Origin of the sequence: Pseudoduganella sp. R-34, assembly GCF_049904655.1 — a bacterium.
Classification (GTDB): Bacteria; Pseudomonadota; Gammaproteobacteria; order Burkholderiales; family Burkholderiaceae_D; genus Rugamonas.
On sequence record NZ_CP184572.1, the window covers coordinates 2746748 to 2768711 of the forward strand.

Consider the following 21964-nt stretch of genomic DNA (forward strand, 5'->3'; position numbering starts at 1 on the left):
ATCAGGCGCTTAGGGTAGCCTTAAGGACCTTGCCGCCGATCCTGACGTTTTCCAGCGCGAGGCCGGCCACGTTATACAGCCAGACCGGCTGCGCAGCATTGACCGGGTTGCCGAAGTCGCAGTTGCTGATGGTGACCCGGCGTACCGGCAGCACAGGCGGTGCGGGCTGCGGGCCGTTGTAATCGCTGGCGACGGGGCCGAGGATCGCAATGGCCTGGTAGCAGGAGCCGGAGGTGCCGCCTTTGGTCACGTTGCCGACGGTGAGGTTCTCGATGTGTACATCGGAGACCTCGGGCGGCCGGATGCGAACGCTGTCGGCGCCTGGCTGGTAGTCGCAGTCGAAGGAAACGACGGCGCCGGCGGCGGTGGCCAGCCCCCTGGTGTCGATCGGCGACCCGGGCAGCAGGGCGTAGTGCGAAGGGCTGAGCTGGACGCCATTCGGGATCTTCACATTCTTCACGTAGAAGTGGCGCAGGTAGCCGCCGCGGTTCATATTGGTCTTGAGCCGGATGGCGATATTCAGCGGATCGGTCTCCCAGTGCACGTTCTCGAATACCAGGTCGCGGGCGTAGACGTGCTCGATGCCGCCGGCCATTTCGGAGCCCAGCGTCACGGCGCCGTGGCCGCTGTGCATGGTGCAGCCCTGGATCACGATATTGCGCGTCGGGCCGTACTGGACGTCGCGGTTCTTGCCGGCCTTGATGGCAATGCAGTCGTCGCCGGAATCGAAGACGCAGTCTTCCACCAGCACATGGTCGCAGGCTTCAGGATCGAAGCCGTCGCTGTTCGGGCCGCGGCTTTCGGCGTGGACCTTGCGGATCACGAGGTTGCGGCAGTTGACCGGGTGGTGCTGCCAGAAAGGGGTGTTCTGCACATGGTAGCCCTGCAGCAGGACGTTGCTGCAGTTGATGAAGTGGATCATCGGCGGGCGCAGGTAGTGGCCTTTGCCGAACACGCGCTGTTCAACCGGCAGGCCTGCTTCGGACAAGGCAGGCAGGTAGCGCTCGTCGCTGCGCCATTTGTCGCCTTCGCCTTCGATCAGCTTGCGCTGGGCGGCGTTCAGGCCCGGGGCGATTTCCGCCAGCGGCTTGTTGAGCGGGTTGGGGACCACTTGCGTCGGCTGGCCTTCCTTGTAGCCGGGCGCCGTGGTCTGAGAGACCGCATTCATGGTGCGGTTGCGGCCCTTCCAGGACCACCAGCAATCGCCGGCTTCGTTGAAGGCGACGCCGCCCTGGCCGTCCAGTTTCGACGTCCAGTCTTCGCCGGTCAGCGCTATATTCCTGGCGTTGACGGCGTACACCATGGGCGAGTAGTTCAGGCAATCGTTGCTTTGCCAGCGCGAGAGCACCAGCTTGCCGTTTGCGTCGCAGTCGAAGTCGCCGTGGCGGGCGTAATCGTCGGGGTACTGCGAGAACAGGATATGGGCTCCGGCTTGCAGGTGGACGTGGACGTTGGAGCGCAGCACCAGCGGGCCGGCGCAGTACCAGTGCCCTTTGGGAATGACGACCCGTCCGCCGCCGGCGGCAGCGCAGGCGTCGATGGCCGCCTTGAAGCCTGCGTAGCAGTCATGGGCGTCGTCGGCCTGGGTCGGGACCAGCTCCTGGTCGTCGTGGGTAACCCAGGCCTTGACCGTCTTGGTACCGCAAGGCCTGGCGCCAAAATCCGTGACCAGGAAATCCTCGTTGCGGAAACTGACGGGAGCGCGCAGTGCAGCGGCGATGGCGTCGGCACGGCGCCAGGCATTGGCGCGGCTGGGCGGGGAGGCCGCCAGCGCGGGCAGCCATTGCGGTGCGAGCAGGGCGGCGGCGCCGGCTTGCAGCAGTTTGCGGCGGCGTAGTTGTCGTGGTGCGTTCAAATCAAGTCTCCTAAGCAGAGAAAGTGCGTGTCACGCGGCCAAGGTGCACCCGCATGGCCTTGCGGGCGGCGCCCGCGTCGTGGCTGGCGATGGCCTGCAGGATGGCGCGGTGATCGCCCAGGGTTTCCTTGCGCAGTTCTTCGGTCTGGAAGTGTTCCTTGAGCTTGTGCCACAGGTGGCCGCGCTGGTCCCACAGGTGGTTCATCACGCCCACCAGCGCGCTGTTGCCGGTGGCATTGGCAATCGCCATGTGAAAGTTGCGGTCAGCCTGTTCATTGGTGGCCACGTCGTCGTGGTCGCGCTCCATGGCTTCCACCGCGAAGAGGATGGCGTCGATCGCACGGTCGGTGGCCACTTGCGCGGCGATGGCGGCAATCTCGGCCTCGATCACGCGCCGCGCCGACAGCACTTCAAACGGTCCCGGGCCGGCTTCGGGCAGGGCGGGCGCGTGCCCTGGACGGTCGCATATATAGACGCCGGAATTGCTGCGCACCTCGATCACCCCGCCCAGCTCCAGCGCAATCAACCCTTCGCGCAGGGACGCCCGGCTCACCTCCAGCTTGGCCGAAAGTTCGCGCTCCGACGGGAGGCGATCGCCGCTTCCATATCCCTCGGTGGCGATCATCGCCTGGATCTTGTCCGCCACCTGTCTATATAGTCTGGTCTCCATGTGCGCAATTCTAATGTGGTCAGGCCAAAACAACAATCTGGACTGGCCAATAGTGGCTTTTTTGCACAAGCTTGCAATTTCTTCTTGTGAAATTGGCCTAACCACTTTAGTCTGTGGTTATACCAAAATCGAAAATCGATCAAACCAATTTGATCATACAACTGGAGGAGACTCATGAATTACGTTGCAGGCCCTCAAACCAAACGCGCCGTGCTGGCAGCAGCCGTAGCAGCGGCCGTTCTTCAGATGGCGAACCAGGCAGCCGCACAGACCGCGGCCCCGGCGGAAGAGCCGGTGGCCTCGGTGGTGGTGACCGGCTCCCTGATCCGCCGTGTAGCCAATGAGGGCGCCACCCCGCTGGTCACCATCAAGTCCAGCGAACTCCAGGCGCGCGGCAACACCGAGTTGAAAGACCTGGTGCTGGAAATGCCGCAGTCGCTGTCGCTGGGCACCAATAGCGGCGCGGCCGGGCCGATCATCAACCTGCGCGGCCTGGGGCCGATGCGCACCCTGACGCTGCTGAACGGCCGCCGCCTGGCCAACGAGCCTTTGCAGGACCAGTATGTCTCGGTCAACGTGATGCCGCGCATGGCGCTGGACCGCGTGGAAACCCTGAACGGCGGCGCCGCGTCGATCTACGGCGCGGATGCCATCGGCGGCGTGCAGAACTTCATCACCAAGCGCGGCTTCGAAGGCGCTTCGGTCAAGGCCGAATACGCGCCGACGGAAAAGGGCGGCGCCGATACGAAGAGCTTCGGCATGATCCTGGGCGCCGGCAACCTGTCGCGCGACGGCTGGAACGCCTATATTGCGATCGACCACCAGAAGAAGGATGCGCTGTTCCAGAGCGACCGCCCGGAGCAGCACGACCCTGCCATCCTGCGCACGCTGGGCCTGGGCATCACGCCGGACGCCCGCAACGCGACCCCGGCCGCCAACTTCGGCTTCGCGCGCAACGCCAACTCGAACTACAACCCGACTTTCGCCACCGGCTGCCTGTCGCCATACGCCACACCGACCCTGGGCAACAACAGCACCGCCACGCCGCCAGTGTATGCGCCGGGCTGCGCCCGTAATCCGCTGTACTGGAATGCGGTGACCGACGGCAGCGAGATCACCAACATCAGCGGCCGCGCCAGCATGAACCTGCCGGGCGGCCACAAGGTGGACCTGGACATCCTGCACTCCGAATTCACGGTCCAGAAATACCGCGGCATGCAGGCGCCGGGATCGACCAACCCGTTCACCACATATTCGCTGCCGGCTTCCAGCAAATACTATCCGGGCAAGGGCATCACGCCGGCCGTTCAGGTGGTGGGCAGCAATACCGGCAGCAACACGCCGACCATGTTCATCGACCCGGCCAAGACGCCGGGCACGGTCAGTAACCTGAACATGAACAACCGGACCATCTACTTCCAGTGGGGTCCTGCCGAACTTGGCCCGGCATACCGTAACGACGAACAGACCAACGACCGCATCGTGCTGACTGCCGAAGGCGAGGTGCTGGGCTGGGACTACCGCGCCGGCCTGAATTACGGTGAGTCGAAGCGCGACACGCGTGCCGGCGCAGGCTATATCTCGTACACCAAGGCGCAGGAAGGCTTCAATAACGGCACCCTGAACCCGTTCGGCCTGCAGGACGCGGCCGGCCTGGCTTACCTGCAGAGCATCCAGGCGGACGACTATACCTATCGCCTTAACAAGGCCTTCAACCAGAGTGTCGACGTGACCCTGTCCAAGGGCGTGTGGGACCTGAAGGGCGGCCCGCTGACCCTGGCCGTTTCGGGCGAGTTGCGCCGCGACGGCGCGCAGACCTTCAATGCGCCGCTGGACTACGTGCTGAAGAAAGCCGACGGCAGCTACAACATCGATGCGGCAGGCAACGTGGTGCAATCGGACCTGGTGGGCGAGACCCCGCAAGGCGTCGCCAAGAAGATCCACCGTACCATCGCTTCGCTGCTGATGGAGGCCGATGCGCCGATTACCGACAAGTTCCTGCTGAATGCAGCGGTGCGCGCCGACCGTTACTATGACCTGAAGCAAACCACCGTCAACCCCAAGCTGGCCGCGCGCTGGCAGCCGTTCCAGCAGCTGGTCCTGCGCGGCAACGTGAATACCGGCTTCCGCGCGCCGTCGATCATCGACATCCAGAACCCGACGCCGGAAGTGCGCAACCAGGTGATGGACGATCCGGTCCTGTGCCCAAGCTCGCAGCCGCTGGTGGCGGGCACCGGCACGCCAAAGGCCGGCTACACCTATGACCAGGTGTGTAACGTCGCCACCAACTACTGGACCAAGTCGCCGAACAACGATTTCCTGAAACCGGAAAAATCGCGCGGTTTCTCGCTCGGCTTCGCGCTGGAGCCGGTGAAAGACCTGTCGATCACCGTCGACTACTGGGGCCTGAAGCTGCGCGACGTGCTGGGCGCGGTGACCATCGCCGAGATCCAGCAGAATCCAGCCAAGTACGACGTGAACTTCGTGCGTAATGCGGACGGCACCATCGACCACATCGTGGCGAGCCAGGCCAACCGCGGCCAGACCCGCATCCGCGGCCTGGACCTGTCGGCCAGCTACCGCTTCCCGAAAACCAGCTTCGGCACCTTCGACGCGAAACTGGACGGCACTTATATGGACAAGTATGAGTTCCAGTCCGAGAAAAACGGTGCTTGGCTGAGCAACGTGGGCATCATCACCAACGATGGCCGCTACGGCGGCTCGGGTCCGAACGCCGGCCTGGCCGGCCTGCCGCAGATCAACCCGCGCTGGAAGCATACCGCCTCGGTGACCTACACCAACGGCGCCTGGGCCAGCACGCTGTCGCAGCGCTATAACTCGAGCGTGACCGACGTCACCCCGCGTGCCGGGTCCACCCTGACCGAAGTGGAGGCCTACAAGCAGTACAACCTGAACGTGAACTACACTGGCTTCAAGAACACGACCCTCAGCTTCGGCGTCAACAACCTGACCGAGGAATGGCCGCCACTGACCTCCAACAGCACTTATAGCGGCGGGTACGTGACTTCGATGGCCGACATGCTGGGCCGTGTGTATCGCTTCTCGGTGGAGTTCAAGTTCTAAGATGCTGCTGCGTTGCCTGCTGCTGGCCTGCGTCCTGCTGTTGTCGGCAGCGGCGCAAGCCGATCCCGTGGAACAGTGGGGCACGGCCGAGATCGAGCTGGCCGGGCCCCGCGACGGCAACCCTTTCCTGGACGTGCAACTGGCGGCCACGTTCAGGCAAGGGGGCCGCAGCGTCCCCGTGGCAGGCTTTTACGACGGCAACGGCAGGTACAAGGTCCGCTTCATGCCGGACAGCGTCGGCACCTGGGAGTATGAAACGCGCAGCAACCGGGACGCCTTGTCCGGCAAGACGGGCAAGATCCAGGTGGTTGCGCCGAGGCCGGGCAACCGCGGGCCGGTGCGCGTGCACAACACCTGGCATTTCGCCTATGCCGATGGAACGCCGTTCTGGCAGGTCGGCACCACGTCCTATTCCTGGACCAACCAGCCGGCGGCCTTGCAGGAGCAGACCTTGCGCACGCTGGCCACGGCACCGTTCAACAAGCTGCGCATGGGTGTGTTCCCCAAGCGCTATGAATTCAACAAGAACGAGCCGCCGCTGTATCCATTCGAGGGCAAGGCGCCTTCGCAGTGGAATTTCAGCCGCTTCAATCCGGCCTTCTTCCGCAATCTGGAGCAGCGCGTCGGACAGTTGCGCGATCTCGGGATCGAAGCGGACATCATCCTGTTCCACCCTTACGACAAGGGGCATTGGGGCTTCGACGCCATGCCGCAGGAGGCCAATGAGCGCTATCTGCGCTACATCGTGGCGCGCCTGGCGGCCTACCGCAACGTGTGGTGGTCGATGGCGAACGAGTTCGATTTCATCAAGTCGAAGTCGATGGCGGACTGGGACCGCTACTTCCAGCTCGTGCAGGCGAGCGATCCCTACCAGCACCTGCGCTCCATCCACAATGCATTCGAGTTCTATAACCATGGCAAGCCCTGGGTGACGCATGTCAGCGTGCAAAGCGGTTCTCTGGCCACGGATTACGAACGTGCGGTGCTGTTGCGCGATGTCTACAACAAGCCGGTGGTGTACGACGAAGTCAAATACGAGGGCAACTTCCCTCAGCGCTGGGGCAACCTGACGCCGCAGGAAATGGTGCTGCGCTTCTGGGAAGGGGCGATTGCCGGCACCTACGTCGGACACAGCGAAACCTACACTTCGCCGGACGAGGTGGTGTGGTGGGCCAAGGGCGGCGTGCTGCGTGGCCAGAGCCCGGCACGGCTGGAGTTCTTCCGCAAGATCCTGGCGGAAAGCCCGGCGCAGGGCCTGGAGCCAATCGACAAATGGCAGGGCTTCCCGTTCGCCGGGCGGCAGGGGCAGTACTACCTTGGCTACTTCGGCCGCGAGGCGCCGGTTTCCTGGCCGGTGGTCCTGCACAACAAGGGACTTGCCGAAGGCACGAGATTGCGGGCGGAGGTGATCGATACCTGGAACATGACCGTCTCGCCGGTGCCGGGAGTGTTTGAAATGCGCAAGCGCGATACGTACAACTTCGCCGACAAGGACGGGCGCAGCATTGCACTTCCGGGACGGCCCTACATGGCTGTGCGGCTGGTGCGCGTTGGCGAAGGGGCTGCTTGCGCCGGCGGAGCGGCGTGGTGCCGCGGCGAACCCTGGCTGGTTTCGCCTGCCGCGCCGACGGCTGCCGCGGCGCTGGTGCCGGCTGCGGAAACCGCGGCGGCGACCAGCGCTTCCTACTATGTCGAGGCGCGCCTGAGGCCTGCGCCGGGATCGGCGGCGACCGACGCGAAACGCAGCGGCTACGTCATTGCGCGCTACGCCGACGACCGTAACTGGCTTGGCTTCGGCCTGGAAGCCGCACCGGGCGGCAGGATGGCGGTCAATATTCTCCGCATGATCGACGGCCAGCCGAAATTCCTGAAGCAGGTGCGCATCGAGCCGGATGCAGGCGAGGCGTTCTACACGATCCGCGTCGACGTCGACGGTGCGGCGCTTACTGCCTACCTGAACGGCACGCGCCTGATCGGTGTCGACGAAGCCAATTCGCTGCCGCCGCGCATCGGCGTGCTGGCGCAGGGCGGCCGGTTCGAGATCGATGGCTTGCGTGCGGGAAGCATGGCGCAGCCGCCGGCCAGCATCGGCCTGGCCCATCGGCACAAGCAGCTTGCCTTGCAGGCCGGTGATCCGCCCCAGCGCTTTGCGGTACGCGCCGCGAGCCGCGGCGGCCTTCGTGCCCTGCGCTTTGCCGCCAGCTCGAGCGATGCCTCGGTGCTTGATGCCAGCGTGGACGGCGATGAGCTCGTGCTGGCGCCCCGCAGCGCCGGCTTTGCGGCAGTCACGCTCGCCAGTGCGGAAGATCCGAACGTGGCAGCGACGCTGGCGGTCCGCGTGGGGGCGGCGTTTGCAGCCTCTTCGCGCAGCGGCGCACTGGCTACGGGCAGAGCTTCGCCGGCGGCCGGTGAGCGCGACGTCCCGGTCGACACGCGGCTGCAGCTTCGTTTCGACCAGGCGCCGGCTCTCGGCGACAGCGGTTCGGTCCGCATCGTCCGCGCCAAAGACAATGTGACGGTCGACGTCATCCGCCCCGGCCTGGAACTGGACGAAATCGGCGCCAGCCGGGACGGCGTGCAGCGCGTCGTCCGCTACAAGGCGATCACGCTCGATGGGGCTACTGCCACGATCCGTCCACATGACGGCAAGCTGGCATACGGCACCGACTACTACGTGCTGGTGGACGGCAAGGTGTTCACAGGCGCAACCCTGGCCGAGGTCCCGTTCGAAGGCATCGCGAAACCGGCCGGATGGACCTTCCGCACCCGCGACCGCGCGCCGCAAGGCACGGCGCTGCGCGTGGCGCCGGCAGGCAATGCCGACTTCCGTACCGTGCAGGGCGCGCTGGACCACGCAATGCAGAACATCCCGCGCGCGACTCCGGTTACCATCAGCCTCGCCAACGGCAAGCACGACGGCCTGCTTTACCTGCGCGGCAAGGACAATGTCACGTTGCGTGGTGACAGCCGCCATGGCGCCATCATCGCCGGCGAAAACAGCGACGGCGTCAATCCTGGCAGCGGCAACGGCCAGCTGCCGCTGGCACCCGGGGCCGGCGGAGGCCGTTCAGTGTTCCTGGTCGAGGATGCGGACCTGCTGCGCCTCGACAGGCTGACATTGGTCAACACGACATGGCGCAGCAAGACCATTGGGGCGCAGGCGGAAGCGCTCAACTTCAACAGCGAAGGGCGCCTGATCGCCAACGAGGCCGATTTCCTCAGCGAGCAGGATACGATCCAGGTCAAGGGCTACGCCTGGTTCTACCGCAGCCTGGTGGCGGGCAACGTGGACTTTGTGTGGGGCTATAACCGTGCCGCCCTGTTCGAAGAATCCGAGATCCGCTCGGTAGGCGACAGCGCCAACCCCTCGAGCGGCGGCTACCTGGTGCAAGCGCGCACCGTGGCTGAAGACGATCCCGGCTTCGTCTTCCTGAACAGCCGCCTGACGCATGGACCCGGGCCGGCCGGCAACGACGTGCCGCCCGCTGCGACCTTCCTGGCGCGGCCGGGCGTGGCCACGGCCTGGGACAATGTGCGCTTTATCAATTGCAGCGTCGGGCCGCACGTCAATGCCGCAGGCTGGCATGGCAAGCCGCGCGCCGGCAAGGGCTGGGAAGAGGGCGGCAGCACCGATCTGGCGGGCAGGCCGCTCGACCTTTCGCAGCGCGCAGCAGGGCGCGTGCTGGCGCCCGCCGGCGCCGCCCGTTATGACAGCCGCGCCAAGGTCTTCGCCCAATACGCAAACGGGAAAGGATGGAACCCTCAGCCATGAGTAAAAATGTCCGGCATTCGGCGCGCCGCCGCAGGCTGTTGCAAGGTGCCGCCGCCGCGGGCACGCTCGGTTTTGCCAGCGCCGCATCGGCCGTTGCGGCGTCCGATCCGTGGTCGCGGGCGCAGGATATCCGGCGCCGCTTCGCCGTGCCGCTCCGCTTTCCTCAGCGCGACTACCTGGTGAGCGACTTTGGCGCCAGGCCCTGCGAACTGGCGAAGGTACACGGCTATCCCACTATCCACGCCAAGGGCGAACTGGAGACGCAGGCGCCGGGATCGCATGACAGCCACGCCGCGGTCAAGGCTGCCATCGCAGCTGCGCACAAGGCGGGCGGCGGCCGTGTCGTCATCCCGGCGGGGAACTGGTACCTGAGAGGCCCGATCACGCTGCTGTCGAACGTTCACGTCCACCTGCAGGCCGGCGCGCATATCCTGTTCAGCGCCAACCCTGCCGACTTTGCGCGCGATGGCGACTATGACTGCGGCGGCAACGGCAAGCTGGTGCTCACGCGCTGGCAAGGCAACGACTGCCTGAACTTCAGCCCCATGGTCTATGCGCGCGGCCAGCAGAACATCGCCCTCACCGGCGAAGACTGGAGCTGCATCCTGAACGGCCAGGCCGGCGTTCCCTTCGAGGACGGCGGCGGCAACTGCTGGTGGGGCATGAACCCGAAAGGCGCCTTGCCCGGCGCCGTGCACCAGTCCGTTCCGAACCCGGCCAATCCGGCTTCGCTGGCGGAAGTGGCGCCCCAGCTCGATGCCGCGGCGCGGGCCCGGATACAGGGAGCGGGCGAGGGCTGGCGCGCAGACGCAAGCCTGTTGCCGGCGCTTTCCGAAGCCGGCGTTGCGCCGGGAAAGCGGGTATTTGGCCTTGGCCATTTCCTGCGTCCTTCGATGATCCAGTTCGTCGACTGCACCAATGTACTGATGCAGGGCTATATGGTCGTCAACACGCCGATGTGGATCCACCATCCGCTCAACTCGCGCAACGTGCACATCAAGCGCGTACGCATGGACAGCATCGGTCCCAACTCTGACGGCATCGACCCGGAGGCCTGCGACACGGTGCTGGTCGAAGGCTGCGAATTCAATACCGGCGACGACTGCATCGCCATCAAATCCGGCAAGAACCGCGACACCCAATACGGCCCGACACGCAATATGCTGATCCAGGATTGCGTGATGAACAGCGGCCATGGCGGCATCACGCTGGGCAGCGAAATGTCGGCCGGCATCGAGCATATCTATGCGCAGGACATCGAGTTCCGCAACGCGCACTGGGCCAGCGACCCGCTGTGGACCGCGATCCGCCTGAAGACCAATATGAACCGCGGCGGCTACCTGCGCCACCTTCACGTGCGCAACATCACGCTGCCAAATGGCGTGCAGACCACGCCACGGCCGTACAAGCCCCTGCCGGGCAACAGCCTGGGCGGAAAAATGCCCTCGACCGGCGGCGGCGCGGTGCTGACAATCGACTGCGACTACGCTCCCGCGGACGATATCGTGCGCAGCCGGCCGCCCAGGGTGTCCGACGTCCACCTCAGCGGCATCCGCGCCAGCAACGTGCAAGGCCCGGACGGGGCCTTCTCCTGCAACCAGGTCATGGTGGTGCTGGGCCCTGTGCCGGGCAGCTATAACGGGCCGCCCGGCACCCCCGTGCTGCCGCTACGCGATATCTCCATCACCGATGCTGATTTCGGCACGCCGCGCAATGCCGCCGATCCCTGGTTCGTTTTCAACGCCAGGCGCATCAGGCTTGCCAATGTACGGATAGCCGGGAAAACCATCAACACGGAGCTGAACGCATGAAGAACATCCTCGCGCTGCTGGCGGCAGCCCTGTTCGCAGCAGCGGGGGCGCAGGCACAGGACGCCGGCCTGGTCGAGCGCTGGGCCAGCAAGGAAGTTTCCCTGAGCGGGCCATGCGACGGCAATCCCTTCACCGAAGTGGAAATTTCAGCCACCTTCCGCCAAGGGACGCGCCAATTGACCGTGGAGGGTTTTTACGACGGCGATGGCCAGTACAAAGTGCGCTTCATGCCGGATACTGTCGGCGAATGGGAGTACGAAACCCACAGCAATCGCGCGGCGCTCGACGGCAAGCGCGGCAAGTTCACGGTCGTTGCCGCGAAGGCCGGCAACCACGGTCCGGTGCGGGTGAAGGGCGTGCATCATTTCGGCTATGAGGACGGCACGCCGTTCTGGCAAGTCGGCACCACCAGTTACGGCTGGACCCACCAGCCGGAATCCATCGAGCGCCAGACCCTGGCGACCCTGGCGGCGGGGCCGTTCAACAAGATCCGCATGCTGGTATTTCCGAACCAGGACGTCAGGCACCAGCCGCCGCGCTTCCCCTTCGAAGGCACGCCGCCGAAAGAGTGGGACTTCACGCGCTTCAATCCCGAATTCTTCCGCCACCTGGAGCAGCGCATCGGCGACTTGCGTGCTCTCGGCATCGAGGCTGACGTCATCCTGTTCCATCCCTATGACAAGGGCTTCTGGGGCTTCGACCAGATGCCGGCCGAAGTCAATGAGCGCTACCTGCGTTATGTGGTCGCGCGGCTGGCTTCCTACCGCAACGTCTGGTGGTCGATGGCGAATGAATTCGACTACCTGGTGAAGAAGCAGATGCCGGAGTGGGACCGCTACTTCGAAATCGTCCAGCAGCGCGATCCCTACCGGCACCTGCGCTCGATCCACAATGCCATGGTGCTGTACAACCACACCAAGCCCTGGGTAACGCACGTCAGCGTGCAAAGCGGCGCCATTGCGGAGGACTTCGAGCGCGCCGTGCTGCTGCGCGACGTGTACTCGAAGCCCGTGGTCTACGACGAGGTGAAATACGAGGGCAATATCGAGCGCCGCTGGGGGCAGCTGTCCGGGCAGGAAATGGTGCTGCGATTCTGGATGGGGGCGATTGCGGGCACTTATGTCGGTCATGGCGAAATCTTCAAGGACCCTGGCGACATGTCCTGGCTGGGCAAGGGCGGGACCATGCGCGGTGAAAGCCCGCCGCGGCTGGCGTTCTTCCGCAAGATCCTTTCCGGCAGCCCGGCCGAAGGGCTGGAGCCGATCGACAAATGGCAGGAGTATCCGTTTGCCGGCAAGCCTGGCCAGTACTACCTGGGCTATTTCGGCCGCCAGGCGCCTGTTGCCTGGCCTTTCGTGCTGGCCAAGCCAGGCCTGGCGGATGGCATGAAATTCAAGGCCGAGGTGATCGATACCTGGAACATGCTGGTCACGCCGGTGGAGGGCACGTTCGAAATCCGCAAGCGCGACAACTACAGCTTCGCCGACAAGGACGGCCGCAGCATCGCGCTGCCCGGCCGTCCCTACATGGCCTTGCGCATCACGAGGCTGCCGTGAAGCGCGGCGCCGTCGCCTCGTGGCCGCTGCCGGCGGAAGCCACAGGCGGGGAAAGTGCAGCCGCAGTTCGGGCAGGGCCAATTAGTTAAAATGTCTGCCATCTTTGTTATGGGGAGACATTCTTGGAAAGCTCGAAGGGACATAAGATCGCGGCCGGCGCCGGCCTGACGCTGGCTGGGTTACTGGCCTACCTGCTGCTGTGGCCAGTGCCCGCTGAACCGGTTTCGTGGACGCCACAACAGGCGCCGGGATACCTTGGTGCGCATGCGCCAAACACGAGGCTCGCCGGCCTGCAGAAAATCGACATCGGCGCCGAGCAAGGCCCTGAGCATCTGGCCATGGGACCGGACGGCAAGCTGTACGCCGCCGTCGCCAGTGGAAAAATCCTGCGCATGGCGCCTGATGGCAGCCAGCGCGAAGTCTTCGCCAACACCGGCGGACGGGTGCTTGGCTTCGACTTCGACGCCGGCGGGCGCCTGATTGCAGCCGACGCGATGAAAGGCCTGCTGGCCATTTCCCCGGACGGCAAGGTCACCGTGCTGGCCGCGCAAGTCGCGCAAGGCGATCCAATCCGCTATGCCGATGGCGTCGTGGTGGCGCCCAGCGGCGTGATCTACTTCACCGACGCCTCGACCCGCTTTGCGCCCGCCGAGTGGGGTGGCACGTTCGAGGCCAGCGTGCTGGATATCCTCGAGCAATCGGCAACCGGCCGCGTGCTGGCCTACGACCCATCGAAGGGCAGTACGCGCGTGCTCGCCGGCGGTTTTTCGTTCGCCAACGGCATCGCGCTGTCGGAAGACGGGCGCACCCTGTTCGTCAGCGAAACAGGCCGCTACCGCATCTGGAAAATCGACGCGCAAAGCGGCAAGCGCGAAGTCCTGCTGGACAACCTGCCAGGCTATCCCGACAACCTGATGCGCGGGCGTGACGGCAAGATCTGGGCCGGCCTGGTCAAGCCGCGCAACCCGACCATCGACAAACTGGCGCAAAAGCCCTTCATGCGCAAGCTCACGCTGCGCTTGCCGCGCGCCCTGTGGCCGGTGCCGAAAGCCTATGGCCACGTGTTCGCCTTCAGCGAAGAAGGCAAGGTGCTGGCCGACCTGCAGGATCCTTCCGGCGCCTACCCGGAAGCCACGGCAGTTCTGGAAAGCCAGGACCGCCTTTATATCCAGAGCCTGCACGCAGCCTATATCGGCTGGATGCCACGGCCCTGACCGGCCGGCGCGTCGTCTGGCACCGCCGGCAGGGGCGCCTGCGGTGCCGGCGTCGGCACGACGATCGTCGTGGTATCGACGGCGCCGGTGACGCGCTGCTGGACGACCTGCATGGCGACTGCCTTGCGCGGCGGTTCGGGCCGGGGCGGTTTCGGGAACATGGCTTCTCCTGTCTGTGCGGTCCGGCCCATATTGGGCGCCCCTGTCAAATTTACAAGCACATACTGTTGCCAATATGGTCACAGCGAATCGTGCGCCGGATAGTTGTGTCTATAATTCCCTACGACAATTTTCCTCTTCGCCATGTACAGGAATCCCACTCCCTTGCTGTTGCTGGCCGTACTGTCCCTGGCGCCCGGCGCGCGCGCTACGGGCCTGGCCGATGGCGACATCGCCGACCTCACGCTGGAACAACTGAATGAAATTGTGGTCACCTCGGTCTCGCGGCAGGAAGAAAGGCTAAGCAAGGCCGCCGCTTCACTGTTCGTCATCAGCGCCACCGATATCCGCCGCAGCGGCGTGCGCTCGCTGCCGGAAGCACTGCGCCTGGCGCCAAACCTGCAAGTGGCGCGCATCGACGCGCGCAACTATGCGATCAGCGCGCGTGGTTTCAACGGCGCGTTCGCCAACAAGCTGCTGGTGCTGATCGACGGCCGCAGCGTCTACTCGCCATTCTTCTCCGCCGTGTTCTGGGACGCCCAGTCGGTGGTCATGGAAGACATCGAACGCATTGAGGTGATCAGCGGCCCCGGCGCCACCATCTGGGGCGTGAACGCCGTCAACGGCGTGATCAACATCATCACGCGCAGTGCGAAGGACAGCCAGGGCACGCTGCTGTCGGTCGCCGCGTCGAGTGGGGAGGGCGACGCCAGCCTGCGCTTCGGCGGGCGCCTGCCGCACAATGGCTACTACCGCGCCTACGCGCAAGCCATGGCTTCCGAAGACACCGAGACCGAAACCGGCCTCAATACCTACACCGGCATGCAGCGCCGCCAGGCCGGCTTCCGCGCCGACTGGGGACTGGAGCAAGGCAGCTTCGCCGTGTCGGGCGACGCCTACCAGGCCAACCTGGGCCAGCTCGGCACGCGCGATATCCGCCTGTCCGGCGCCAACCTGGTGGCGCGCTACATGCGCCAGCTGGGCGAAGACAGTGCGCTGCGCCTGCAGTTCGTGCTGGACCACACGGAACGCAACCAGCCCAACGCCTACGTCGACCGGCTCGATACGGTGGAGCTGGAAGGCCAGCACGACGTGCGCTTCGGCCTCCACAAGCTGTCGTGGGGCGGCGGCTATCGCCATTCGCGCGACGACAATACGCCCGGGCCGAACTTCGGCTTCTGGCCCTACGAGCGCAATATGCATTGGGGGAACCTGTTCGCACAGGACGAGGCGGCGTTGTCGCCGAACCTGCGCGCCACCGCCGGCGTGAAGGTGGAGCACAACACCTACACGGGCTCCGAAGTGCTGCCCACGCTGCGCCTCGCGTGGAGCCCGGATGCCAGGCAAACGGTCTGGGGCGCGCTGTCGCGCACGGTACGGGCGCCGGCGCGCGCCGACCGCGACTTCGTGCAGCCGCCCACGCCGGTCATGATCGGCGGCGTGCCGCGTTTCGCAGTCGGCGCCAGCCCCGAGTTCGAATCGGAGGTGGCCAAGGTGCTGGAACTGGGCTACCGGGCGCAGCCGGGGCAGAACTGGTCATACTCGGCCACGGCCTGGTACGCCGATTACGACAAGCTGCGCACCCTGGAGCCGAACGCCACGGCCGAACCTTACCGCGGCATCTTCGAATTCCGCAACCTGGCCGAAGGGCGCACGCGCGGCATCGAACTGTGGGCGCGCTGGCAACCGATGCTGCGCTGGCGCCTGAATGCCGGCTTGGTGGTGCAGGACATCGACACCAGGCTCAAGCCAGGCAGCAAGGACGCCAGCAGCATCGGCATCCTGATCAACGACCCGCACAGCTACTGGCAGTTGCGTTCTTCCCACGAAATTGGCGAACGCATCCAGTTCGACTGGACATTACGTTACAACGGCAGCATGCCTAAACCCCATGTTCCGTCGTATCATGAGCTGGATACGAACCTGGTCTGGAAAGCCAGCCAGCATATTGACGTCGCGCTCGCCGGACAGAACCTGCTGCATGCACGGCATGGCGAGTGGGGCGGCTACCCCGGCCGCAATGTGTTCGAACGGCGGGCGGTCCTGAAATTGACGATGCGATACTAAGGAAATGGTAAGCGCAAGCCTTACTTTATGGGCCGCGCCGCCGCTGGCGGCCGGCAGTTGGCGCAACCGCCTGCTGGCGCTGGCGCTGATGCTGTTCGCCTTCAGCTGCCTGGCGGTCGGCTCCCAGCAGAACGGCGCGACGCCGGTGCTCGAGCGCAGCGTCAAGGCTGCTTTCCTGTATAAATTCCTGGGCTATATGGAGTTTCCATCCGATCCCGGGCCGACGCTGGTGGTGGGCGTGCTGGGGGCGGACGAGGTGGCGGCGCAACTGGCGCAGATCAGCAGCGGCCGCAGCGTCGGCAACCGCAGCATCAGCGTGCGCAAGCTGAGCGAGGGCGATGCGCTGGGCGGCCTGAACCTGCTGTTCGTCGGCAGCGATGCCAGCCTGCCGGAAGCGGCGCTGCGCGCGGCGGAAAAGAACGGCACCGTCACGGTCACCGAGCAGGAAGATGGCTTGCAAAGTGGGAGTGTCATCAATTTCCGCCTGGTTGACGAGCGCGTGCGATTTGAAGTCTCGCTGCCGGCGGCCGAACGCTGCAATGTACGACTCAGTTCACGCTTGTTGTCGGTCGCCTATTACGTGCAGAAAGGCGGGCAGTAATGATCACCAGGGCGGCAGGATCAGTTCGCATCAAGCTGATCCTGACGGCACTGGCCACGACTTTTGTCGCGCTGGTGGTGACCACGGTGACCATGCTGGTGTACGACCTGCAAAGCTTCCAGCAAGGCTGGATCGATGACCTGACCACGCAGGCCGAACTGGTGGCTACGGCCTCGGCGCCGGCGCTCTCTTTCAACGATCCGCGTGCGGCGCGCCAGAACCTGGGGCTGCTGCGCGTGCGGCCGCAGATCGAGGCCGGCGCGATCTATGCCGCCAATGGCGCCTTGTTCGCATCCTATGTGCACGCGCCGTCGGAAATATCGGCCCTGCCGCAGAAGCCCGGCCCGCTCGGCTATTCCATCGAAGGCGGGCACATGGTGGTGACCCACCCGATCGTCGAGGAAGGTGAACGCATCGGCACGGTGTACCTGAGCGCCTCCTACCGCCTGCTCGACCGTGTGCAAAGCTATGCCCTGATCCTGCTGGGCGTGATGCTGGGCAGCCTGCTGCTGGCGGCCGTCGTCGCGCATCGGCTGCAGCAGGCCATCACGCGTCCGCTGCTGGCCATGACCGACGTGGCGCGCGCGGTGATGCAGCGCCGCGATTATTCGCTGCGCGTCGGCGAACGTGCCAGCGGCGAGATCGGCACGCTGGTCGACGCCTTCAATGACATGCTGGCCGAAATCGCACGCCGGGCCAATGCGCTGCAGGATGCCAACCTCACGCTGGAGCACGAAATGACCGTGCGCCAGGGCGCGGAGCGCGCGCTGCTGCTGGCTGATCGCCGCAAGGACGAGTTCCTCGCCACGCTGGCGCACGAGCTGCGCAACCCGCTGGCGCCGATCCGTACCGGCCTCGACATCATGCGCATCAATGCCAGCGACCAGGTGGCCTGCGAACGCGCCCGCTCCATCATGGAGCGCCAGTTGAAGCAGATGGTGCGGCTGGTGGACGACCTGCTGGACGTCTCGCGCATCAATACCGGCAAGCTGGCCATCCGCCGCGAGCAGCTCATGCTGCAGGACGTGGTGAACGATGCGCTGGAACTGGCGCGGCCTTTCATTGCTGCGCAGGGACATACCCTGCATGTGCAGGTGCCGGAGCAGGCGGTCTACCTGATCGGCGATGCCACGCGCCTGGCGCAGGTGATTTCCAACCTGCTGCATAACGCCGCCAAATACACCGCGCGCGGCGGCAGTATCGCGCTGGAAGCCGAGGCGCTCGCGGGCCAGGTCGAGCTGCGCGTGCGCGACAACGGCATCGGCATTTCGCCGGCGATGCTGCACGCTATTTTCGAGATGTTCATCCAGGCCGACTCCTCGCTCGAGCGCAGCACGGCGGGCCTGGGTGTCGGCCTGTCGTTGGCGCGCAAGCTGGTGGAGCTGCATGGCGGCAGCATCCGCGCCGACAGCGCCGGCGAAGGGCAGGGCAGCACCTTCATCGTCACGCTGCCGGCGCTGGCCGACGGCCATGCCGCAACGCCCGCGGCGCAAGCCTTGCCGTCCGATGCGCGCCTGCACCGCATCCTGCTGGCCGACGACAATGTCGACTTCGTCAATGGCATCGGCGGCCTGTTGCGGTCGATGGGCCACCAGGTGCATATCTCGCACGACGGCAAGCAGGCGCTGGCGGCCGCCGAAGCGTTCGCACCGGAATTCGCCTTCCTCGACATCGGCTTGCCGGAGCTGAATGGCTATGACCTGGCGCGGGCGCTGAAGCGCCTGCCGGCCCTGCGCCATACGGTGCTGGTGGCGGTGACGGGCTGGGGGCAGCAGAAGGACCGCCAGCAAGCGTTCGAGGCCGGCTTCCACCATCACCTGGTGAAGCCGGTCAGTATTGACCAGCTCCAGGAAATCCTGGCTCACGCTGGCCCTTGATATCCGGCGAAAACGCCCGATCTGCTTTGACAGGCAACGTTAATCGAGGAGTAATGCCATGCGAGCGCATATCACACCCGACCCGGAATCCCCTCCGCCCGAGCCGGAAAAAGATCCGCCGCCGGACGACCTGCCACGGCCGGCCGAGCCGCCTATCGAGGAGCCGGTGCCGAAGCCGCCCCCGATGCAGGCTTGACCCCCGCGTCGGGCAGGGGAGGAATCTGGCGAATCTGCTCGTCGGTATCCTGTTCGCCCGGCGTTTTCTCGCCGCTGCCGATGTCGGCTTCTTCAATGAAATGGCGGCCTTTTTCAGGCTGCGATTTTGCTGGCTGTTCCATGCTGGATCCTCCTTGTTGCCGATGCTACCAGCGCCCCACACCTGCTGTCGCTTGCTTGCTAAAGGGAAATAAGTGTTGTGCGCTGAGAATATATTTTGCGCTGTCACGAAAGCGTCACGATCCGCTATCTATAATAGGTCATCGACACACGCTTTTTCTTCGTCGGAGGCCGCGATGGGCAATTCCCTGCACAACAAGATCTACCTCAAACGCCGTATTGACCTGCACAGCCGCCGTCTCCAGGCGCTGGTCTGTGCGACTGCCGTGACGGGGCTGGCGCTGGCATGGCTGGCGCTGCGCGCGCTCAAGTAAGCTTGCCGCCTCCGGTGCAGGCGCGTACCATGATGGGTTGCAAAGGCACCATCATGGGATACGAGCAATGAAAAACGAAAAACTGAGCACCGACGAATTCAACGCACTGGAAGAGATTGCCCGCGGCATCAAGGGCAAGCCCAGCGCTTGCGTCGGGCGCAACAGCAAGCGCCTGTCCGGCATCAAGTTCATCAAATTCGAGCGCAGCGGGGCCATCATCCTGACCGATGCCGGCCGCCAGCAGCTGTTCCTGCGCCGCTGCGTGATGGCCTTGCGTGCGCTGGCCGTGGCGCCCGGTGCGGTGGCGGACAAGGACGTGGCCCTGTTCCTGGGCAAGAAGTCGCACATCGTGGCGACCGAAGGCGGTTTTGCCATCACTGAAAAAGGCCGCGAGTCGCTGGCCGATATCGAAGCGCAGGGCATGTAAGCCCCATGTCCAGCCACCTGCTCAGCGAAGGCCAGCCCAGCCGCAGCGCGCTGATGGTGGCGCGCTTGCGCGCAGCCCACCAGCTGCTGGACACGCCGGCCATTTTCGACGACCCGCTGGCGCTGCCGGTGCTGGGGCCGGAAGACTGCGTGCAAGTGCAGTCCAATGCGCGCGTCTACGACGCCGGCTTCAGCCGCATCCTGCGCGCTGCCATGGCCGTGCGCAGCCGCTTTGCCGAAGATGAACTGGCGCGCGCCGCTGCTGCCGGCGTGAGGCAATACGTGGTGCTGGGCGCGGGCCTGGATACCTTCGCCTGCCGCCGCCAGCATGACGCGGCGCTGCAGGTGTTCGAAGTGGACCACCCTGCAACCCAGGCGTGGAAGCGCAAGCTGCTGGCGGCCAGCAGCATCACCGTGCCGGACAGCCTGCGTTTCGTGCCGGTCGATTTCGAACGCGATGCGCTTGCCGATGCGCTGCGTGCGGCCGGCTGCCGCCTGGACCGGCCCGTGTTTTTCTCCTGGCTCGGCGTCACCCTCTACCTGACCGAACAGGCCATTTTCGACACCCTGGGTTTGGTCGCCAGCCTGCCTTGCGGCAGCGGCATCGTGTTCGATTACGGCATCAAGCCGGAGCTGCTCGATACGCTCGAGCGGGCCGGCGTCGAGTACTTCGCGCGCCGTTATGCCGAGCAGGGCGAGCCCTGGCTGTCGTATTTTGATCCTGCCGGACTGTGCGCGCGCCTGCGCGATTTGGGATTTTCCGCAGTGCAAGATTTTGGGCGCGATGCGCTGGAAAGCCGCTATTTTGCTGGGCGCGGGGACAATTTGCGCCTCGGCGGCGGCACGCATTTAATGCTCGCTAGCAACTAGAAAGTTAATATTTTTGGAATGTTTCTTCTACTAGATGTAGTTTAGTTTCATGCTACCTTCCGGAGCGGTCGTGCCCGATGCGGAATCCGCATTTGCTTATGCTGGTTTCGCATATGGCGCGGCCATTCTCTTAAAAACTCAAAAGGAAGCAGAGAAATGACCATTCTGATTGAAACCACCCACATCCAGATCACCGACTCCACCGAGCCGGAATACCTGATGGACGACATGAGCGGCGCCCTGGCCGACGTGAGCGTCTCCTGCTGCACCTGCTCCTGCTCTTGCTGCTGCTAAACGGTTAAGTCCGGACACCGGCGTCGTTGCCTCGTGCAGCAGCGCCGGTGCCACGCCTTTTTTCTGAGATTGGTTAAGAGAATGAGTGAGTCCCTGTACATCTCGCCGCTGGCCGAAGTGACCACGCTGGGCGAAGGCAAGATTGCCATTTCCGTCGTCGGGCGCCGCTTCACGGTGGAAGACCGGGTCGGCATCCTGAAAAGCATCCTGGCCGACGCCGCGCAAGGCGTCACGCTGAAAAAGCTGCTCGACGACCGCGCCGAGAGCTTCCCGCCCGAGGCGGTGGAAGCGGCGGTCAACGCCCTGGTCGAGGCGCGCGTGCTGCTGAAGCAGAACGGACGCAGCGGCGGCGATGCCACCTTCCACCACCTGCAGCACCGCCGCGAGCAGGACGGCATGTCCGGCCCGGCACAGCGCCCGCACTACGACAAGTCCAACTGGGTGCTGGCGCTGGCAGGCACCGGCTCCTGCGCCGATGCGCTGGCCGCTTCGCTGACCGAACTCGGCGTGCAGGTGGAGCGCGTGGTGCGCGACGGCCCCTTGCCGGACAAGGGCGAACGCCGCGCGCTGCTGCTGGTGGCGTCCGATTTCGACGACATCGCGCTGTTCCGCGCCATGAATGCCACGGCCGTTGCTGCCGGCTGGCCGGCGCTGTTCGTCGGCATCGACTGGAACACCGTGCATTGCGGCCCCCTGGTGCTGCCGAAAGCCACCGGCTGCTACGAATGCTATTTCCACCGCGTGCGTTCGACCCGCAAGTTCGTGGCGGAATTCGACATGCGCAGCCAGTCGGAGAACATCCTGTACCACGCGCTGCCAAGCCGCCTTGCCGTCCAGTTCGGCGTGGCCGAGGCGTCGCGCCTGGCGCTGCAGTTCCTGGCCGGCACGCTGGAAGGCCTGCAGCAAAGCGTGTTCAGCGAAATCGACAGCGCAAGCGGCGAGATCGTGCGTTCGCGCGTGCTGCGCTTGCCGCGTTGCCAGGTGTGCGGCACCGCCAGCACCGAGCGTCCGGTAGGCAGCGTATTCCAGCAGGCGCTGTTGCGCCGTCGGGCCTGAGC

General features: G+C 65.0%; 17 protein-coding genes. 13 read left to right on the forward strand and 4 right to left on the reverse strand.

Annotated elements, in window-relative coordinates; all coding sequences use genetic code 11:
* Position 1: 1 nt before the first annotated feature.
* Entirely contained in the window at positions 2-1855 is a 1854-nt protein-coding gene (locus ACN9MW_RS12745; RefSeq protein ID WP_426171187.1) for a glycoside hydrolase family 28 protein, read from the reverse strand.
* Between the two features lie 10 nt (positions 1856-1865).
* Entirely contained in the window at positions 1866-2525 is a 660-nt protein-coding gene (locus ACN9MW_RS12750) for a FadR/GntR family transcriptional regulator (RefSeq protein WP_426171188.1), read from the reverse strand.
* Between the two features lie 174 nt (positions 2526-2699).
* Between ACN9MW_RS12750 and ACN9MW_RS12755 the strand changes: the two genes are divergently transcribed.
* From ACN9MW_RS12755 to ACN9MW_RS12775, 5 genes are all read left to right on the forward strand, one after another.
* Positions 2700-5609 carry a TonB-dependent receptor domain-containing protein gene (locus ACN9MW_RS12755; protein ID WP_426171189.1) on the forward strand — a complete coding sequence of 970 codons (2910 nt, stop codon included), beginning with the start codon at positions 2700-2702 and terminating at the stop codon, positions 5607-5609.
* A 1-nt stretch (position 5610) separates the two neighbouring features.
* Positions 5611-9381: a pectinesterase family protein gene (locus ACN9MW_RS12760; RefSeq protein ID WP_426171191.1), complete on the forward strand. Its 3771-nt coding sequence runs from the start codon at positions 5611-5613 to the stop codon at positions 9379-9381.
* Positions 9378-11192 (forward strand): glycoside hydrolase family 28 protein, encoded by a 1815-nt coding sequence (locus tag ACN9MW_RS12765; protein ID WP_426171192.1) that lies wholly within the window; start codon positions 9378-9380, stop codon positions 11190-11192. Before ACN9MW_RS12760 ends, ACN9MW_RS12765 begins: the two co-directional genes overlap by 4 nt.
* A complete protein-coding gene (locus ACN9MW_RS12770) occupies positions 11189-12748 on the forward strand; it encodes a DUF5060 domain-containing protein (RefSeq protein WP_426171194.1) in 1560 nt (519 codons plus the stop codon). Before ACN9MW_RS12765 ends, ACN9MW_RS12770 begins: the two co-directional genes overlap by 4 nt.
* Positions 12749-12870: 122 nt before the next feature.
* Positions 12871-13962: an SMP-30/gluconolactonase/LRE family protein gene (locus ACN9MW_RS12775; protein WP_426171195.1), complete on the forward strand. Its 1092-nt coding sequence runs from the start codon at positions 12871-12873 to the stop codon at positions 13960-13962.
* Here the strand turns inward: ACN9MW_RS12775 and ACN9MW_RS12780 are convergent.
* On the reverse strand, positions 13935-14183 hold the full coding sequence (locus ACN9MW_RS12780; protein WP_426171196.1) for a hypothetical protein: 249 nt from the start codon (positions 14181-14183) through the stop codon (positions 13935-13937). The genes ACN9MW_RS12775 and ACN9MW_RS12780 overlap by 28 nt on opposite strands.
* 103 nt (positions 14184-14286) lie before the next feature.
* On the opposite strand from ACN9MW_RS12780, the gene ACN9MW_RS12785 reads away from it, so the two are divergent.
* From ACN9MW_RS12785 to ACN9MW_RS12795, 3 genes are read left to right on the forward strand one after another with little or no spacing between them, the layout of a single operon-like run.
* Positions 14287-16188, forward strand: coding sequence for a TonB-dependent receptor plug domain-containing protein (locus tag ACN9MW_RS12785; protein WP_426171197.1), 1902 nt, complete (start codon positions 14287-14289; stop codon positions 16186-16188).
* A gap of 4 nt (positions 16189-16192) precedes the next feature.
* The gene (locus tag ACN9MW_RS12790) at positions 16193-16789 is read left to right on the forward strand and encodes a YfiR family protein (RefSeq protein ID WP_426171199.1); all 597 of its coding nucleotides are present in this window, start codon (positions 16193-16195) and stop codon (positions 16787-16789) included.
* Entirely contained in the window at positions 16789-18666 is a 1878-nt protein-coding gene (locus ACN9MW_RS12795) for an ATP-binding protein (RefSeq protein WP_426171201.1), read from the forward strand. Before ACN9MW_RS12790 ends, ACN9MW_RS12795 begins: the two co-directional genes overlap by 1 nt.
* 152 nt (positions 18667-18818) lie before the next feature.
* Here the strand turns inward: ACN9MW_RS12795 and ACN9MW_RS12800 are convergent, their stop codons facing one another.
* Positions 18819-19004 carry a hypothetical protein gene (locus ACN9MW_RS12800; RefSeq protein WP_426171203.1) on the reverse strand — a complete coding sequence of 62 codons (186 nt, stop codon included), beginning with the start codon at positions 19002-19004 and terminating at the stop codon, positions 18819-18821.
* 174 nt (positions 19005-19178) lie between these two features.
* Here ACN9MW_RS12800 and ACN9MW_RS12805 point away from each other — a divergent pair, with 174 nt between their 5' ends.
* From ACN9MW_RS12805 to ACN9MW_RS12825, 5 genes are all read left to right on the forward strand, one after another.
* Positions 19179-19316 (forward strand): hypothetical protein, encoded by a 138-nt coding sequence (locus tag ACN9MW_RS12805; protein ID WP_426171205.1) that lies wholly within the window; start codon positions 19179-19181, stop codon positions 19314-19316.
* A 67-nt stretch (positions 19317-19383) separates the two neighbouring features.
* Positions 19384-19743 carry a hypothetical protein gene (locus tag ACN9MW_RS12810; RefSeq protein ID WP_426171207.1) on the forward strand — a complete coding sequence of 120 codons (360 nt, stop codon included), beginning with the start codon at positions 19384-19386 and terminating at the stop codon, positions 19741-19743.
* A 5-nt stretch (positions 19744-19748) separates the two neighbouring features.
* Complete coding sequence (locus ACN9MW_RS12815; RefSeq protein WP_426171208.1) at positions 19749-20612, forward strand: class I SAM-dependent methyltransferase; 864 nt, start codon at positions 19749-19751, stop codon at positions 20610-20612.
* A gap of 156 nt (positions 20613-20768) precedes the next feature.
* Positions 20769-20906 (forward strand): hypothetical protein, encoded by a 138-nt coding sequence (locus ACN9MW_RS12820; RefSeq protein WP_154668206.1) that lies wholly within the window; start codon positions 20769-20771, stop codon positions 20904-20906.
* Between the two features lie 81 nt (positions 20907-20987).
* Positions 20988-21962 carry a TOMM precursor leader peptide-binding protein gene (locus ACN9MW_RS12825; protein WP_426171210.1) on the forward strand — a complete coding sequence of 325 codons (975 nt, stop codon included), beginning with the start codon at positions 20988-20990 and terminating at the stop codon, positions 21960-21962.
* Positions 21963-21964 lie beyond the last annotated feature (2 nt).

Excerpts from the sequence above, each read along its gene's own strand:
- ACN9MW_RS12810 (WP_426171207.1), top strand. The coding sequence starts at position 19,384 with ATGAAAAACGAAAAACTGAGCACCGACGAATTCAACGCACTGGAAGAG.
- ACN9MW_RS12800 (WP_426171203.1), bottom strand. The coding sequence starts at position 19,004 with ATGGAACAGCCAGCAAAATCGCAGCCTGAAAAAGGCCGCCATTTCATT.
- ACN9MW_RS12755 (WP_426171189.1), top strand. The coding sequence starts at position 2,700 with ATGAATTACGTTGCAGGCCCTCAAACCAAACGCGCCGTGCTGGCAGCA.
- ACN9MW_RS12760 (WP_426171191.1), top strand. The coding sequence starts at position 5,611 with ATGCTGCTGCGTTGCCTGCTGCTGGCCTGCGTCCTGCTGTTGTCGGCA.
- ACN9MW_RS12790 (WP_426171199.1), top strand. The coding sequence starts at position 16,193 with ATGGTAAGCGCAAGCCTTACTTTATGGGCCGCGCCGCCGCTGGCGGCC.
- ACN9MW_RS12795 (WP_426171201.1), top strand. The coding sequence starts at position 16,789 with ATGATCACCAGGGCGGCAGGATCAGTTCGCATCAAGCTGATCCTGACG.
- ACN9MW_RS12820 (WP_154668206.1), top strand. The coding sequence starts at position 20,769 with ATGACCATTCTGATTGAAACCACCCACATCCAGATCACCGACTCCACC.
- ACN9MW_RS12770 (WP_426171194.1), top strand. The coding sequence starts at position 11,189 with ATGAAGAACATCCTCGCGCTGCTGGCGGCAGCCCTGTTCGCAGCAGCG.
- ACN9MW_RS12815 (WP_426171208.1), top strand. The coding sequence starts at position 19,749 with ATGTCCAGCCACCTGCTCAGCGAAGGCCAGCCCAGCCGCAGCGCGCTG.
- ACN9MW_RS12825 (WP_426171210.1), top strand. The coding sequence starts at position 20,988 with ATGAGTGAGTCCCTGTACATCTCGCCGCTGGCCGAAGTGACCACGCTG.
- ACN9MW_RS12765 (WP_426171192.1), top strand. The coding sequence starts at position 9,378 with ATGAGTAAAAATGTCCGGCATTCGGCGCGCCGCCGCAGGCTGTTGCAA.
- ACN9MW_RS12750 (WP_426171188.1), bottom strand. The coding sequence starts at position 2,525 with ATGGAGACCAGACTATATAGACAGGTGGCGGACAAGATCCAGGCGATG.
- ACN9MW_RS12805 (WP_426171205.1), top strand. The coding sequence starts at position 19,179 with ATGGGCAATTCCCTGCACAACAAGATCTACCTCAAACGCCGTATTGAC.